Here is a 14,371-nt window from a genome sequence, read left to right as displayed (position 1 = left end):
TGCATCGGGGCCAAGCTCACCTGTTTGGTTCTTTCGCAATCACAGTGGATAAGGTGCGTGTCGTCCGGCTTCTGGTGATCGCAATCGCACCCAAAACCAAAGCGCAGGCTACGGCCTGTGGCGTTGTGATTGCTTCGCCAAAGGCAAGAAAGCCCACAGCAAACATTGTCGGCAATTCAATGCTGCCGACGACCGCAGTTTGAGAAGCGCCGATCAACGGTGAGCAGATCGTATAAATGAGCTGTGGCACAAGCGCTGTGACCAGGCCAATTCCGACGATCAAAATCCAGTCGGATTGCCCCTGCGGGAGCAACTTGGCAACATCGGCGTTCAACATCAGCGGCAACAGCCCGAGAACCGATCCCAAGGAAACCGAAGCAATGCGCGCAAGCGGTGCGATGCGGGACAACCTGTGAACCAAGACACATATCCCGAAGCCGAACCCGATTGGCGCTGCTAGCGACATCAGAAGCGTTGGTATGTGCTGTATCGGAACGGATGCGGGCGATCCTGCAATGAGTGCCGCCAACGTAATGAGGCCCGAGGCGAACAATGCGCGCCTTGTGGGTGTATCGGCGAACAAAGCCCAGGCAATGATCAGCGTGAAAACCGGATAGGTCATATAGAGAACGCCCACAGTCGATGCGGGTAATGTCTCTAGCGCCGTCACATATCCAATCCATCCAAGGCCCATTACCGCGCCTGCCGAAAGCCCCCAAGCAATCTCGCGCCAAGCGTTTCGGTGTATTATAAGAACAGGCAGCAGCAGAATTGCCGTAACGATGTAGCGATAGAACGCGACGGCATAAGGCGCGACGCCTTGCTCGGTCAGCCCTCGGCTAAAATAAGGAACCAGCCCGAAACAAATTGAGGCGAAAAGAACGCCGGCAACCGCAATCGGATAGGGAAAAGTTGGTCTGGTCTGTGTTGATATCGTTGCCATTCCAATTTGCTATCACAGGTTTGCGACTGCTGTAGCAGAGATTCGTCGAGCGGTTGCTTCGGTTCGCACAGCTAACCCTGGTTCAGTTCTGTATGAAGATGGTGGCAGAAACACACGGCACGTTGATAATTATGCTTCCAATATCTGCGGTGCCCTACACAAACTAATCACCTTCAACTGCCCGCCCAGCCACGGCACCTGCGCGACTGCCGGATCAACAATCTGGGTCCGCATCAGCCGTCGGATCATGTCTGCAACCTCTTTGGGTACTTGGTCCGACCAGTCAGAGCGGGTGAACAGCGAAATTGTGCGGGCGAAGTCACCGAACGGGACCGGATGCGCCTCCATCCCGTCATGAAACCGCGTCGCACGCATATATCCCAGTGGTGTTGTGATCGCCCAGCCAAGCCCCTGTGCGACCATTGCCATCAGCGCCAGGTGCGAGCCGATTTCAAACCGTTCCTCGAACTCCATTTGCTGGCGCGCCAGATGCGCCTCGATCTGGCGACTGATCAGCTGATCTCGGGCGTATCGCAGAAAGGGCAGGTCCTGTATTGAATTCCCCATACCCTTTGGGGTCACCAGAATGAAAGGGTCCTGAACCAGAGGGTATTCAATCACACCCTTCAGGACCTCTCCGGAATGCGCGGATACAGCCATATGCAGCCTCTGCGCCTCCAGCTCGGCGAACAGGTTTAGACTGGGCAACGTGATCAGTTTGAATTTCGACCGGGTCAGGCTGTCGGCCAGCAAAGTCGCCAGCCGCGGGGTCAGATCGTTGTCGAAGTCGTCAATCAAACCGATGGAGAGGGTGGTCAGATGCCCCAGATCCATCACGGTCAGTTCGCTTTGGGCCATTTGCAGTTCGGCCAGCACGACCTCGACCCGCGCCAGAAAACTGCGGCCGGCTTGCGTTAAACGCATTGGTCGTCGCCCGTGATCGACCAGATCAGTGCCCAATGCCTTTTCCAGATTGCGCAACTGCTGAGAAACCGAAGGCTGGCTGAGCCCCGTAATCTCGGCGGCCTGTGCCACCGATCCTGTCCGCGCCAAAGCCTCGAACACCTCAAGGCCCCGCAGGGTCAGCCCTTTCATTACCATCTGATACACCTTTCGCTGCGCCATTTCTGAGGTGCAGTGCGCATCAGGTCAAGCAGCGTGACCGGCTTAGTTGCAGATTGCCTGCGCCATCTGGCCAAAGTTCTTATACCGGTCCCACAGCGCATCATCGCGCGAAGTCTGCGACATCTTCAACTCCTGCGCCTGATGGGGGTCGGTGAACCACTTGGCGACGGTCTTCTGATCGCCCCGCGTCAACGCCTGATCTGCGACGCGCTGAATGCAGCTGCACCGCGCCCGCGTCGCCGCCGACCGGTCCGACGCCAGACACGCCCGTTTGATCTGCGCAGCCTCGCTGGGTGCCGGAGCCATCGCCGTCAGCGATGCCGCACAAAATGCGATTAGGAGGAACTGTTTCATGCTCTTGCCTCGTTTTTGCCTGCCCGGACGGGTCTGATGCCCCTCTCGGTCTGTGGCGGAGTATGAATCAAAGTGGATTTCGGATCAATCATGTGCTGCGAAAAAGTGATTGCGCACATAATTGATGTCGCGTTTTCTGGCCTGACTTCGCTTAGAACTCTAGCGTGAGACCAAAATGCTAAAGAAATACGGGCGTACATTCCACTTGCCGCAATCTCCCGGTGCTACGAGCGATGACAAGATCATGTCGAGTGTTGATGAGTTGGCATCAGCGGACGAAGCCGTGTTTACCGAAAAGATGAACAGTGAGAATACGACCATCCACAGTCAAGGCTGTCACCCTCGCAGTATCGACGCCAGATATCACCCGTCGCGAGACTGGATGAAGGCTTTCGCAGCTGGTATCGCACCGCAACTTACAAAGGATGAGCGCATTGTTGGCGAATATCTATTCGCACGTCATTCCATCGTGTATTTGGAATTGCCGACTTATTTTTTGGGATTCGCGTGGATCAAAGCTGGCGTCGTTCAGCCATGGGATGCGACGCTGTCACGCTTTACAAAACTTGGAATCAGCCCTGTTTCCGAACTGTATCGGGGACGGTTCTCAGCTCAGGTCGTCGCTGATGTAATTGCAGCCCTAGATCTAGACACACAAGAGGGGTTTGTCGTTCGCACAACAGCAGCATTCGAGGAAGAAAACATGCCCACTCATCTCGCGAAGTACGTACGTGAAGTTCATGTGCAAAGTGAGACGCATTGGATGAATGCTGAACTGGTTAGAAATGGGCTGGTCTGATCGGATCGAAGCCTAGCAACTAAAGGGTTTCGTCGGGTCTCGTCCTACCTTGACCGCAGCCCATTTCCGACGCATATCCCCAACCCATGACAGACCTCGCTCACATCCGCAATTTCTCCATCGTCGCGCATATCGACCATGGCAAATCCACCCTTGCTGACCGGCTCATCCAAGAGACCGGGACAGTCAAGGATCGTGACATGAAGGAACAGCTGCTCGACAGCATGGATATCGAGCGGGAGCGTGGCATCACCATCAAGGCCAACACGGTCCGCATCGACTATACCGCCGACAATGGCGAGAAATACGTGCTGAACCTGATCGACACTCCCGGCCACGTGGATTTCGCCTATGAGGTCAGCCGCTCGATGCGTGCGGTCGAAGGCTCACTGCTGGTTGTGGACTCGACCCAAGGGGTCGAGGCGCAGACGCTGGCCAACGTGTACCAAGCCATCGACGCCGATCATGACATCGTGCCGGTGCTCAACAAGATCGACCTGCCTGCGTCCGATTGCGACCGCGTGGCCGAACAGATCGAGGATGTGATCGGCATCGACGCGTCCGAGGCGATTCAGGTCAGCGCCAAGACCGGGCAGGGCATCCATGAGACGTTGGAGGCCATCGTCACCCATCTGCCGGCCCCCAAGGGTAATCTGGATGCACCGCTCAAGGCGATGCTGGTCGATAGCTGGTACGACGCCTATCTCGGCGTCATCGTTCTGGTCCGCATCATGGACGGCACCCTGAAAAAGGGCATGCGCGTCAAGTTCATGTCGAACAACACCCTGCACCATGTCGACCGCGTCGGCGTCTTCCGGCCTGAGATGGAGATGGTCGACAGCCTCGGTCCCGGCGAAATCGGCTTTCTCACCGCCTCGATCAAACAGGTCCGCGACACGCGCGTCGGTGACACGATCACCAATGACCGCAATGGCGCAGAAATCGCGCTGGACGGCTTTAAACCCGCGCAACCGGTGGTGTTCTGTGGCCTCTTCCCCGTCGACAGTTCCGAATTCGAAGACCTGCGCGATGCGATCGACAAGCTGGCGCTGAACGACGCCAGCTTCAGCTTTGAGATGGAAACCTCGGCCGCTTTGGGCTTTGGCTTCCGCTGCGGCTTCCTTGGCCTGTTGCACCTTGAGGTCATCCGCGACCGGATTGAGCGCGAGTATGATATCGAGCTGATCACCACCGCGCCTTCGGTGATCTATCACGTCTTCATGAAAGACGGCGAGATGATCGAACTGCACAACCCCGCCGACATGCCCGACCCGTCAAAGGTCGACCATATCGAGGAACCACGCATCAAGGCGACCATCCTTGTGCCGGACGAATTCCTGGGCGACGTGCTGAAACTGTGTCAGGACCGCCGCGGCATCCAGATGGACCTGACCTATGCGGGCAGCCGCGCCATGGTCGTCTATGACCTGCCACTGAATGAGGTCGTCTTTGACTTCTACGACCGCCTGAAATCGGTGACCAAGGGCTATGCCTCGTTTGATTATCAGATGACCGGCTATACCGAGGACGCGCTGGTCAAGATGTCGGTGCTGGTGAATGACGAGCCGGTCGACGCGCTGTCGACCATGGTGCATCGCGACCGGGCCGAGATGCGGGGCCGGGCGATGTGCGAGAAGCTCAAGGACCTGATCCCGCGCCACATGTTCAAAATCCCGATCCAAGCCGCAATCGGAGGTAAGGTCATCGCCCGCGAGACCCTCTCGGCCCTGCGCAAGGACGTGACCGCCAAATGTTACGGAGGCGACGCTACGCGGAAACGCAAACTGCTGGACAAGCAGAAGGCAGGTAAGAAAAAGATGCGTCAGTTCGGGAAAGTGGATATTCCGCAGGAGGCATTTATCTCAGCGTTGAAGATGGACAGCTAAAAGCTGCCTAATTTTACTTCTGTTAACGCCTTTGGATGCAAATTTGGTATCCAAGAAGCACGAAGCGTTCCGATGGCATTTTTAGAATACGATCCAAACAGTACTTTGTATCACTACACGTCCGCCTTGGGTTTCAAAGGCATATTAGAGACTAAATCTCTTTGGTTTTCAGATTTGACTACAACCAACGATCCCAGGGAAATAAATCTAGGCAGGGAACTGCTTCTATCTTCAATTCAAAGTCTTGGGGAAATGATGCCACCCGAGACACGAAACACATTTATTGTTGAGCTCGCCTCAAAGCTTGAATACTACTTTGAGCGACGCGGTATTATGTCCTGTTCGTTTTCACACTACGGTGACTCGCTTCCAATGTGGCGAGAGTACGCTTCGAATTCGGAAGGCCTGAGCATTGGGTTTAGGCCAACGGCAATCAAAGACATGCCGATTAGAATTCAAAAGGTTGAGTACTTGAAAGAAGTTTCAGAGACGGAATTTCTTGGACTACTTATTCGGTTATTGGCTGGAATGGTAGATAATGCGCAAAGACTTGGTTTTGCAGAGTGGTTGAACGTTACAGTTCCACTAGTTTCTGCCGTGGTTTCTACAAAACACGCTTCTTGGGAATACGAAGGAGAAGTTCGTGGGACCCACGCTGCTGTAGAGATAGGCGGGCCGGGATACATAAATGGCGTTCGAATACCAAGCTATGAATATCCAGACGGGAACGAAGTCTGCTTTGAGCTCAAGAGCCGTGGTGACAATGGGCGAATAAAATTCATTCCCCTTCCGTTTGGGAAGTACAGCAAGGGATCACACGATTCGAGAAAGGCGATCTCGGAAGTTATCATTGGCCCTAAGAGCGATCTTTCTTTGGAAGAAGTTGAAAACCAGTTGGTGCGGGCAGGGTTTGAGAGTTTTGAGGTTAAAAACTCTGATTGCCTGCTTAGGTAGCCTATATTTAGTGATCGTCCGAATAAGGTAACGCTCCTTGCCAGCGATACATTTGGTTTTGCGGAGTTTACCCTTAGTCGAACCACCCGCCCGGCAGCACCGCCGGGCCGCGCCGACCCGCCTCCGTTAAACCGAGGTTTGCCTCCGGCAAAACGGGCGGCGCGTTTTCGTTTCGGGGCTCCGCCCGTTCGCGGCTGAATTCGACCACTGGACGAATTCCAAGACGCCTCTCACTCTGACCCAGATCAAAGACCGCATGCGCTCTCAATCCTAGGATCCGCGGAAGTTGAATCCCTGATATGAGGCCCCCATGCTTCCCCTAATGCTGATCGTACATATCTTCCTTGGCTCTACCTTTGCCGGGTCCGCTGTGATTGCGGTTCTGTCGATGGGGTATACGACGCTATACCCTATCCTGATCGCTGCCGGAGCTGGCTTTATTGCGGCGTTTCCGGTTTCGTATCTGGTGACCCGAAAGATCGCGGGATAAGGCCTGTTCGACCCATTGTGACCAACCTCACAGCCGTATCCCGGCTGGCCTGCTAAAGTTTACCTTGCGGAACCCTAGCAGGAGGCGCAGATGTCCACGTCCATGATCCCATTCATTGCCCTCGGGTCAGCGGGTCTCTATTCCGTTGCCATGGTCGCGATGAAGTTCTGGTGGAAAATCCCTGGCCTGGGGCTTGGTCTGCTGATCGTCGCGACCCTGCTGGCCGGGGCGACGCTCGAACTCGCCGCGCTGCGCGACGAACGGTTGGGCATAATCTATACTGGCATTCTGGGGGCCGAGGTTGTTCTCATCGCCATCGCCTCATTCTTTCTGTTTGGTGAAAACTTCTCGCATCGCGAAGTGTTTGGCATTTCCCTGGTCGTGATCGGCACCGCGCTGGCCTGGGCCTAAGCGCGACAAACTGGTTAGGCTTTTTTAAAGCCTTCATGAAGCTTCCTTCAGGTAAGTTGCAACCGGCCCTCAGCCACCCAATCTGTGTAAAAGGCCAGCGAAAGGCCCAGCACAGGAGGTGAGCCAGTGGCAGCAAATTCAACTATCGAAGCGGTAAATGCCCCTTCATTTAGGTTGGCTGCGTGGGCTGGCGCAAGATCCTTGGGCTGTATGTAATTTTGAATTTGCGTAGCCTGCGCGATCGAACGAGTTCCGGGCTCGTCTCTGGTCTCCAGGTGAACTGAAGCGTCTCTGGTCCGGTTGGAATTTAGGGGGTACTGGCTGCGAATTGCCGCAGCGCTTAGTAGGTAACCCAACCGGGTCGGAGCGCTTCTCAAATTCAGAACAGGCTTTCAGCGCAAAATGCGGGCAGGTGGCCCTGATTGGTCAGAAAATGCCTCGGTCCTCGGAGGCCGTGGCCAAAGAGCGACCCGTTCACGGCGGGTTTGATTCGAAATATCAGGGATCGGATCGGCGCAATCGCTCACCAAAACCCCCAGAAGGGTCGTGCAGTCCGTTCGCGCCTGCAGAAAGAGTCCAAAATCCCGGGCCGAGCACGCAATTTCACTTGTCCATTGGCAACTCTGCGCAGGAACGCAAAATCTAGAGTTATCCACATCACTCTCCAGCGAGATATCAACAGTTTATCCCCGGCTATTTTTTATGCTGCAGTGCTATTTTCTTGCCCGTTTATGACCGCGATGTAACAGTTAGGTTACCGCAGAGGTTCTTAGGATCCTGGGTGGGACGCAAAGACCAAGGGGGTCGCTGCGGTGAAGGGAAATCTTAGGATTTTGTTCTACTGCAAAGACTTACCGGTGCGTGATCCGCTGATTTGGGCGTCAAGTTTGAAACAGGTGATCAAGCTCTCAGAAGGTTAATGCGTGCTGTGCGGGGCCCTCGGGCTCTGTTCAGCGGCTGTGGCCCCTTAGGGGGACAAAGCAACTGGATCGGGACGTCCCTCGGGCGTGTCGAACCGGTAAGGCGTCAGGGGTGTCCTTTGGGCACGTGCAAAGACCGCGTCTGCGCACCTGACGCCTTTTCCTTTTTCCGGGCCCCGGATTCATACAGGCAGCGATTTAATTCCCCCTAAAACGGGAACGGGGTTCTAGCGTTTAAGCAAGAACCCCGTGATCGTGTCAGAAATGCAATGCCGCGTCTATGCACCTGTGTCCGCAAGGATAGCGGGTCCGGGTGCAGAGGGCAACTATATCTTGTATGTCGCCCGATCTTGATCGCTACATTCCGAAAGGAATCAGATGTTTTCCTGAACCTCGGTGGCTGCGCCCTGAATTGCGTCACCTGCTTTTTCAATATCTTTACCGGCGCCTTTAGCGGTTTCACATGCGGCGAGTGTGCAAAGGGCCAGTCCAATAAGTGCGGCTCGGATCATAGGTCTCTCCTTTTGTATAAGTCCCGATTTTCGTAGCAGTTTTGCTAATGGTGAACCAGAGTTTTGAACCGGCATTCTATTCTTTGCGAAAAAGTGGCCCGATGGCTGCTGTCACCAGAAAGATCACAGCTGCGGCGCAGACGATGCTGGGCCCTGCCGGAGTGTCGGCAAGATACGCACCGCACAGCCCGACAAGGGCGGCAGCTGATCCGATGATGGCGGCCCCGAACGCCATATTTTCAGGGGTTCTCACTAAAGACCGCGCGCCGGCTGCCGGGATGACGAGCAGGGCGGCAATCAACAGAACCCCTACCACTTTGATTGCCACGGCAACGGCCAGCGCCATGGTCAGCGTCAACCACACCTCCTCGCGCTTTGGGTCAATGCCGGATGCATAGGCCATGTCCGGGTTCAGCGTGGCGACAAGTAGGGCTGACCAGCGCCAGATCATGACTGCCAGGATCAACGCGCCGCCGCCCCAAATGGTTGCCAAATCGCCTTTGGTGACAGCCAGGATATCACCAAACAGAAAGGCATTTAAATCCAGCCGGACGTCGGACAGCAAGGCGACGGTGACTAGTCCTGCGGCCAGGGCTGTATGCGCTATTACGCCTAGTAATGTATCCATCGCCAACCCCTTGCCACGCAAAAGCGTGACGGTAAGCCCCATGGCAAGCGCTGACGCCACAATCGACGGCAGCATCGGAAGCGAAAACGCCAGAGACAGTGCCACACCCAGAACAGCCGCGTGCGCTGTGGCCTCGCCCAGATAGGCCATCCGGCGCCATACCACAAAGCACCCCAAAGGGGCCGCCGCGAGTGCAACGCCAATACCCGCCAGCGCCGCACGAACCATAAAATCGTCTAACATCAGTTGGTTGTTTCCTGGTCGTGGTGGTGGTCATGGTCGTGCGAATGGCTGTGTTGATGTTGGTAAAGGGCCATCATGCCCTTGGTTCCGCTGCCAAATAAGGCCCGGTATTCAGGTGCGTCCGCGACGGTATGAGGCGACCCCTCGCAGCATATATGTCCGTTCAGACATAGCACACGGTCTGAGGCCGCCATAACAACGTGCAGATCGTGACTGACCATCACGATCGCACAACCAAGGTCGCGTCTGACCTGCTCAATGCGTTGATAAAAGGCAGCTGCACCCGGTTGATCCAGGCCTTGCGTCGCTTCATCCAAAAGCAAGACCTGAGGATCATCAAGGAGTGCGCGCGCCAGCAGAACTCGTTGAAATTGACCGCCCGAAAGCTGGGTCATTTGCCGGTTGCGCAGATCCGGGACGCCCGCTCGTTCTAGTGCATCCAGCGCTTTGCGGGCCGAGATCCGTTTGGGTAAGCCCAGGAAACGTTGCACGGTCATCGGTAGAGCGGCGTCCAAAGCCAGTTTTTGCGGGACATAACCGATGCGCAGGCCGGGTGCGCGGCTTACCTGGCCTTCTGATGGGGCAATGGCCCCAATGATCGCCCGTAAAAGAGTCGACTTACCAGATCCGTTGGGCCCCACAATGGTCACGATCTCTGCTTCGGAAACTGCCGCATTCACATGTTCAAGGATCGTGCGGCCGTCGATCCGAATGGACATGTTTTTCAATGAAATAAGGGGAGTATTCATGCCGCCGACCCTACGCATTCGGGACATAGGCCCTCGGCCTCGACCACTACCCGTTCGATTTGAAACCCCGAGGTGTTCGCCGCAGCGCCCAATCGGCCCTGTGTCAGCTCGGTTTCCGTTTCAGCCACCGCTTTGCAGGACCTGCAGATCAGAAACGCGGGGACATGGTCATGGGTCGGGTGGGCGCAGGCTGTATAGGCATTCAGTTGCTCGATACGATGCACAAACCCGTTTTGCACAAGGAAATCCAGTGCACGATACGCGACCGGAGGTTGCGACCCGAGCCCTTCTGCAGCTAGCACAGCCAGGATATCATATGCGCCCATTGCCCGGTGCTTTTCCAACAGGATCTCAAGGACACGGCGTCGGACAGTGGTGAACTGCAGGCGCTTTGTTCTGCACTTGTTTTCGGCCTGAGACAGCGCAGTGTGAACGCAGTGGGCGTGATCGTGTTGTCTGAATCCAACTGTGCTCATGACGGGGCTCCAATGATTTTGAACTTGATATGTAATAACGTCCGGATTAACAAGCGCTCAACGAATGTAATAACATATCAATTTGGAGGGAAAATGTTCCGATCTACACTATATGTGTGCTCACTTGCGTTTGCGGGCCAGGCAATCGCCGAGGCGCCAAGCGTGGCCGTCGATATTGCGCCTGTCCATTCGCTGGTCGCCCGGGTGATGGACGGCGTGGGTGAGCCCAGCTTGATCATTCCACCCGGCGCGTCTCCGCATGATCACGCGATGCGGCCTTCTGAGGCGCGGTCTTTGCAATCCGCCGAGATCGTATTCTGGACCGGAGAAGAGCTGACCCCTTGGCTGGTTAAACCCTTGGGCGCGCTGTCGCCGGATGCGCTGCATGTCTCTTTGTTGGATGCGGATGGAACAATTCTCTATGAATTCCGGGATGCTACCGACCATGATGACCATGATGACCATGATGACCGTGCGGATCATGATGGCCACGACGATCACGCGGATCACGACGATCACGCGGATCACGACGATCATGCGGGTCATGACGATCACGACGACCATGCGGGCCATGCAGACGACCATGGCCATGATCACGAAGGGGTTGACCCCCACGCCTGGCTGGATCCCGAAAATGCACGTATCTGGGTTCAGGTAATTGCCGCAACGCTCTCAGAGGCGGACCCTGAAAACGCCGATGCTTATCAGCAGAACGCGGCGACCGCAGATCGGGAACTGGTTGAGCTGAAAGAAAAAATTATGACAGATCTGACAGATATGCAGACGCTGTCATTCATAACGTTTCATGATGCCTATCAGTATTTCGAAAAGCGATTTGGGCTGGAGTCATCCGGCGCAGTCAGTCTTGGCGATGCGTCCTCTCCCGGGCCGGCGCGATTGGCGGCTTTGCGTGAAAAGGTTGAGCATGAAGGAATTGTTTGTGCCTTTTCCGAGCCGCAATTTGACACAAGGCTGGTGCGGACAGCGATCGAAGGAACCGGGGCCACGATCTTTGAATTGGATCCCGTAGGCGTGAGTTTTGACACGGGAATTTCGCACTATGATAGTTTGTTAATGGCCATGTCCGCCGGCTATCAAGACTGTTCCAAAAGTAAGTCGTAAGTAGCCGGGACAGCGGATTGCTCTTATTCTTCGTTGCAAAAGAGTTCGTAGACAACCTCTAACATCCGGCGTGGCCGTTCATCGGCAAGTCTATAAAAGATCGCCTTGCCTTCGCGGCGAGGCGTCACCAACCCTTCAAGTCGCAACCGCGACAGTTGTTGCGAAACAGCCGCTTGCCGCGCCGAAAGCAGCTCTTCCAGTTCTGTTACTGACTTTTCTCCCGATACCAGGTGGCACAGGATCATGAGACGCCCTTCGTGGCTGATGGCCTTGAGAAAATTTGCAGCATGCGTTGCATTCTCAACCATTTTGTCGAAATTTTCCGGAGATATTTCCTGTGAAAGTTGTGGAAGGGCCATCCTCTGTTTCCTTACCAGCCCACACTTTGGGCGCCTGTTTGTGTTGCTGCCTGGAGAAGGTCGCAAGTCAGCTAATTATGAACATTTACTCTCATATGCATGAATCAAAATGAGGTGAGGGGAAAAGGGGAACTTGTGAGAGTTCGACGCAGATTTCGACTTTGAAGAGCGTATCGCTTTAGTCACCGCTGAATATCAATTTGCATTTGCAGGGCATGAAGTTTCCTGCACCCCTTGCAGCCCCACTGTGGCGATACTAAGACTCAGGTAACAGATTTTCGGGTAGTGTCCCGATCCATAGCAAAGCAGGCAGGTTTCTTATGTTCGATCCCGTTGACACATACATGAACACGCTTGTCCCAATGGTCGTTGAGCAGACCAGCAGGGGTGAGCGCGCATATGATATCTTCTCGCGCCTTCTGAAAGAGCGGATCATCTTTATCAACGGCCCGATCCACGACGGGATGAGCCATCTTGTGGTTGCTCAGCTGCTGCACCTTGAGGCGGAAAACCCGAACAAGGAAATCTCGATCTACATCAACTCGCCGGGTGGCGTGGTCACCAGCGGTTTGTCGATTTACGACACAATGCAGTATATCAAACCGAAATGTTCAACATTGGTGATCGGTCAAGCGGCCTCGATGGGGTCGGTTCTGCTGGCCGGTGGCGCGAACGGGATGCGCTTTTCCCTGCCGAACAGCCGCATCATGGTGCACCAGCCCAGTGGCGGATACCAGGGTCAGGCAAGTGATATCATGATCCACGCAGCTGAGACGCAAAAGCTGAAGGATCGCCTGTATGATATCTATGTACGCCATACTGGACAGACCAAAAAGGCCGTTGAAAAGGCGCTGGACCGTGACAACTTCATGAGCCCGGAAGAGGCTAAGGAATGGGGTCACATCGACGAGATCGTTGAAAACCGCGCCAAGATGAGCGGCGAAGAGAGCTAAGCCCAGACCCCTCGTGTCGCCGATACGGGGGGTATTTTGAGATTGTAGCCGCCACAGTGCTGGCCTAAGCTGCACGAACAGGCGCAAGCGCGGCCCCGCAAGGGGCATAGGATGGAGCCCGAAAGGTAGATCATGGCGACGAATTCAGGCGGTGACGGCAAAAACACGCTCTACTGCAGCTTCTGTGGCAAAAGCCAGCATGAGGTGCGTAAGCTGATTGCAGGTCCGACCGTGTTCATCTGTGATGAATGCGTCGAGCTGTGTATGGACATCATCCGCGAAGAGACGAAAGCCAACGGGCTGAAATCTTCTGACGGAGTGCCGACGCCGAAAGACATCTGCGAAGTTCTGGACGATTATGTGATCGGTCAGGCTACGGCCAAGCGGGTTCTGTCAGTAGCGGTTCACAACCACTATAAACGATTGAATCACGCTCAGAAGGCCGGCAGCGATATCGAGCTGGCCAAATCCAACATCCTGTTGATCGGCCCGACAGGCTGCGGCAAGACGTTGTTGGCGCAAACTCTGGCGCGCATTCTGGATGTGCCCTTTACCATGGCCGATGCGACCACGCTGACCGAAGCCGGTTATGTGGGCGAGGATGTCGAAAATATCATTCTCAAACTGTTGCAGGCCAGCGAATACAATGTCGAACGCGCGCAGCGCGGCATCGTTTACATCGATGAGGTCGACAAGATCACGCGCAAATCTGAGAATCCCTCGATCACGCGCGACGTGTCGGGCGAGGGCGTGCAGCAGGCGCTGCTGAAGCTGATGGAAGGCACCGTCGCCAGTGTTCCGCCGCAAGGTGGACGCAAGCATCCGCAGCAGGAATTCCTGCAAGTGGACACGACGAATATCCTGTTCATCTGCGGTGGTGCCTTTGCGGGTCTGGATAGAATTATCGCACAGCGCGGCAAAGGCTCGGCCATGGGCTTTGGTGCCGATGTGCGGGACAATGATGACCGCGGCGTGGGTGAGATTTTCAAAGAGCTGGAGCCTGAAGACCTGCTGAAATTCGGTCTGATCCCGGAATTTGTCGGACGTCTGCCAGTTCTGGCCACGCTTGAGGATCTTGACGAGGATGCGCTGGTCACCATTCTGACAAAACCCAAGAACGCGCTGGTCAAACAGTATCAGCGTCTGTTCGAACTGGAAGATGCCGAGCTGGGCTTTACCGACGATGCGCTCAAGGCTATCGCCAAACGCGCCATTGAACGGAAGACCGGTGCACGCGGGCTGCGCTCGATCCTTGAAGACATCCTTCTGGACACGATGTTCGAATTGCCTGGCATGAAGAACGTGACCGAAGTTGTCGTCAATGAAGAGGCTGTATCCTCGGACAAGCAGCCGCTGATCATCTATGCGGATGCGGCGGAATCGGCTTCGGCCGGGTAATCACTGAATTTGAATTGCAACAGATGGCGCGGTGATCCCGCGCCATTTT

Annotated in this window: 16 protein-coding genes; 8 read left to right on the top strand and 8 right to left on the bottom strand. The window is 55.3% G+C overall.

Annotated features, from left to right (window positions below; translation table 11 throughout):
• Window positions 1-16: 16 nt before the first annotated feature.
• From AC2FJW_RS16690 to AC2FJW_RS16680, 3 genes are all read right to left on the bottom strand, one after another.
• A complete protein-coding gene (locus AC2FJW_RS16690) occupies window positions 17-943 on the bottom strand; it encodes a DMT family transporter (RefSeq protein WP_496750731.1) in 927 nt (308 codons plus the stop codon).
• Window positions 944-1,072: 129 nt separating this feature from the next.
• Window positions 1,073-2,044 carry a LysR family transcriptional regulator gene (locus AC2FJW_RS16685; RefSeq protein ID WP_496750780.1) on the bottom strand — a complete coding sequence of 324 codons (972 nt, stop codon included), beginning with the start codon at window positions 2,042-2,044 and terminating at the stop codon, window positions 1,073-1,075.
• 66 nt (window positions 2,045-2,110) lie between these two features.
• On the bottom strand, window positions 2,111-2,422 hold the full coding sequence (locus AC2FJW_RS16680; RefSeq protein ID WP_142638101.1) for a hypothetical protein: 312 nt from the start codon (window positions 2,420-2,422) through the stop codon (window positions 2,111-2,113).
• Between the two features lie 175 nt (window positions 2,423-2,597).
• Between AC2FJW_RS16680 and AC2FJW_RS16675 the strand changes: the two genes are divergently transcribed.
• The 5 genes from AC2FJW_RS16675 to AC2FJW_RS16655 all read left to right on the top strand — a co-directional run bounded on the left by AC2FJW_RS16675 (window position 2,598) and on the right by AC2FJW_RS16655 (window position 6,962).
• Window positions 2,598-3,221 (top strand): RNA ligase family protein, encoded by a 624-nt coding sequence (locus tag AC2FJW_RS16675; protein ID WP_496750729.1) that lies wholly within the window; start codon window positions 2,598-2,600, stop codon window positions 3,219-3,221.
• A gap of 86 nt (window positions 3,222-3,307) precedes the next feature.
• Window positions 3,308-5,107, top strand: coding sequence for a translation elongation factor 4 (gene lepA, locus AC2FJW_RS16670; protein WP_281973236.1), 1,800 nt, complete (start codon window positions 3,308-3,310; stop codon window positions 5,105-5,107).
• Window positions 5,108-5,179: 72 nt separating this feature from the next.
• Window positions 5,180-6,061, top strand: a complete 882-nt coding sequence (locus AC2FJW_RS16665) for a DUF2971 domain-containing protein (protein ID WP_496750727.1) — start codon at window positions 5,180-5,182, stop codon at window positions 6,059-6,061.
• Window positions 6,062-6,371: 310 nt separating this feature from the next.
• The gene (locus AC2FJW_RS16660) at window positions 6,372-6,551 is read left to right on the top strand and encodes a CTP synthetase (protein WP_142638109.1); all 180 of its coding nucleotides are present in this window, start codon (window positions 6,372-6,374) and stop codon (window positions 6,549-6,551) included.
• A 90-nt stretch (window positions 6,552-6,641) separates the two neighbouring features.
• The gene (locus tag AC2FJW_RS16655; RefSeq protein ID WP_142638110.1) at window positions 6,642-6,962 is read left to right on the top strand and encodes a hypothetical protein; all 321 of its coding nucleotides are present in this window, start codon (window positions 6,642-6,644) and stop codon (window positions 6,960-6,962) included.
• Between the two features lie 1,294 nt (window positions 6,963-8,256).
• Here the strand turns inward: AC2FJW_RS16655 and AC2FJW_RS16650 are convergent.
• The 4 genes from AC2FJW_RS16650 to AC2FJW_RS16635 all read right to left on the bottom strand — a co-directional run bounded on the left by AC2FJW_RS16650 (window position 8,257) and on the right by AC2FJW_RS16635 (window position 10,490).
• On the bottom strand, window positions 8,257-8,394 hold the full coding sequence (locus tag AC2FJW_RS16650; RefSeq protein WP_142638111.1) for an entericidin A/B family lipoprotein: 138 nt from the start codon (window positions 8,392-8,394) through the stop codon (window positions 8,257-8,259).
• Between the two features lie 76 nt (window positions 8,395-8,470).
• Window positions 8,471-9,265, bottom strand: a complete 795-nt coding sequence (locus tag AC2FJW_RS16645; protein WP_271950389.1) for a metal ABC transporter permease — start codon at window positions 9,263-9,265, stop codon at window positions 8,471-8,473.
• Window positions 9,265-10,014: a metal ABC transporter ATP-binding protein gene (locus AC2FJW_RS16640; RefSeq protein WP_496678354.1), complete on the bottom strand. Its 750-nt coding sequence runs from the start codon at window positions 10,012-10,014 to the stop codon at window positions 9,265-9,267. Before AC2FJW_RS16640 ends, AC2FJW_RS16645 begins: the two co-directional genes overlap by 1 nt.
• Entirely contained in the window at window positions 10,011-10,490 is a 480-nt protein-coding gene (locus AC2FJW_RS16635) for a Fur family transcriptional regulator (protein WP_142638114.1), read from the bottom strand. Before AC2FJW_RS16635 ends, AC2FJW_RS16640 begins: the two co-directional genes overlap by 4 nt.
• Window positions 10,491-10,583: 93 nt before the next feature.
• On the opposite strand from AC2FJW_RS16635, the gene AC2FJW_RS16630 reads away from it, so the two are divergent.
• Window positions 10,584-11,612 (top strand): zinc ABC transporter substrate-binding protein, encoded by a 1,029-nt coding sequence (locus AC2FJW_RS16630; RefSeq protein ID WP_496750726.1) that lies wholly within the window; start codon window positions 10,584-10,586, stop codon window positions 11,610-11,612.
• Window positions 11,613-11,635: 23 nt separating this feature from the next.
• Here the strand turns inward: AC2FJW_RS16630 and AC2FJW_RS16625 are convergent, their stop codons facing one another.
• Window positions 11,636-11,971, bottom strand: coding sequence for an ArsR/SmtB family transcription factor (locus tag AC2FJW_RS16625; RefSeq protein ID WP_496698088.1), 336 nt, complete (start codon window positions 11,969-11,971; stop codon window positions 11,636-11,638).
• A gap of 320 nt (window positions 11,972-12,291) precedes the next feature.
• Between AC2FJW_RS16625 and AC2FJW_RS16620 the strand changes: the two genes are divergently transcribed.
• Window positions 12,292-12,924: an ATP-dependent Clp protease proteolytic subunit gene (locus AC2FJW_RS16620; protein ID WP_496698089.1), complete on the top strand. Its 633-nt coding sequence runs from the start codon at window positions 12,292-12,294 to the stop codon at window positions 12,922-12,924.
• Window positions 12,925-13,056: 132 nt separating this feature from the next.
• Window positions 13,057-14,322, top strand: coding sequence for an ATP-dependent Clp protease ATP-binding subunit ClpX (gene clpX / locus AC2FJW_RS16615; RefSeq protein WP_142638118.1), 1,266 nt, complete (start codon window positions 13,057-13,059; stop codon window positions 14,320-14,322).
• The last annotated feature ends 49 nt before the right edge of the window (window positions 14,323-14,371 follow it).

It is taken from the genome of Ruegeria sp. CDSA020 (assembly GCF_059612345.1).
Note: the sequence above shows the minus strand (reverse complement) of the source record. Positions and strands in the feature narration are given on the sequence as shown.

What these genes read in the sequence shown, in the direction of transcription:
- AC2FJW_RS16650 (WP_142638111.1), bottom strand. Translation starts at nt 8,394, where the DNA reads ATGATCCGAGCCGCACTTATTGGACTGGCCCTTTGCACACTCGCCGCA.
- clpX (WP_142638118.1), top strand. Translation starts at nt 13,057, where the DNA reads ATGGCGACGAATTCAGGCGGTGACGGCAAAAACACGCTCTACTGCAGC.
- AC2FJW_RS16690 (WP_496750731.1), bottom strand. Translation starts at nt 943, where the DNA reads ATGGCAACGATATCAACACAGACCAGACCAACTTTTCCCTATCCGATT.
- AC2FJW_RS16675 (WP_496750729.1), top strand. Translation starts at nt 2,598, where the DNA reads ATGCTAAAGAAATACGGGCGTACATTCCACTTGCCGCAATCTCCCGGT.
- AC2FJW_RS16635 (WP_142638114.1), bottom strand. Translation starts at nt 10,490, where the DNA reads ATGAGCACAGTTGGATTCAGACAACACGATCACGCCCACTGCGTTCAC.
- AC2FJW_RS16665 (WP_496750727.1), top strand. Translation starts at nt 5,180, where the DNA reads ATGGCATTTTTAGAATACGATCCAAACAGTACTTTGTATCACTACACG.
- lepA (WP_281973236.1), top strand. Translation starts at nt 3,308, where the DNA reads ATGACAGACCTCGCTCACATCCGCAATTTCTCCATCGTCGCGCATATC.
- AC2FJW_RS16655 (WP_142638110.1), top strand. Translation starts at nt 6,642, where the DNA reads ATGTCCACGTCCATGATCCCATTCATTGCCCTCGGGTCAGCGGGTCTC.
- AC2FJW_RS16645 (WP_271950389.1), bottom strand. Translation starts at nt 9,265, where the DNA reads ATGTTAGACGATTTTATGGTTCGTGCGGCGCTGGCGGGTATTGGCGTT.
- AC2FJW_RS16680 (WP_142638101.1), bottom strand. Translation starts at nt 2,422, where the DNA reads ATGAAACAGTTCCTCCTAATCGCATTTTGTGCGGCATCGCTGACGGCG.
- AC2FJW_RS16640 (WP_496678354.1), bottom strand. Translation starts at nt 10,014, where the DNA reads ATGAATACTCCCCTTATTTCATTGAAAAACATGTCCATTCGGATCGAC.
- AC2FJW_RS16685 (WP_496750780.1), bottom strand. Translation starts at nt 2,044, where the DNA reads ATGGTAATGAAAGGGCTGACCCTGCGGGGCCTTGAGGTGTTCGAGGCT.
- AC2FJW_RS16620 (WP_496698089.1), top strand. Translation starts at nt 12,292, where the DNA reads ATGTTCGATCCCGTTGACACATACATGAACACGCTTGTCCCAATGGTC.
- AC2FJW_RS16625 (WP_496698088.1), bottom strand. Translation starts at nt 11,971, where the DNA reads ATGGCCCTTCCACAACTTTCACAGGAAATATCTCCGGAAAATTTCGAC.
- AC2FJW_RS16630 (WP_496750726.1), top strand. Translation starts at nt 10,584, where the DNA reads ATGTTCCGATCTACACTATATGTGTGCTCACTTGCGTTTGCGGGCCAG.
- AC2FJW_RS16660 (WP_142638109.1), top strand. Translation starts at nt 6,372, where the DNA reads ATGCTTCCCCTAATGCTGATCGTACATATCTTCCTTGGCTCTACCTTT.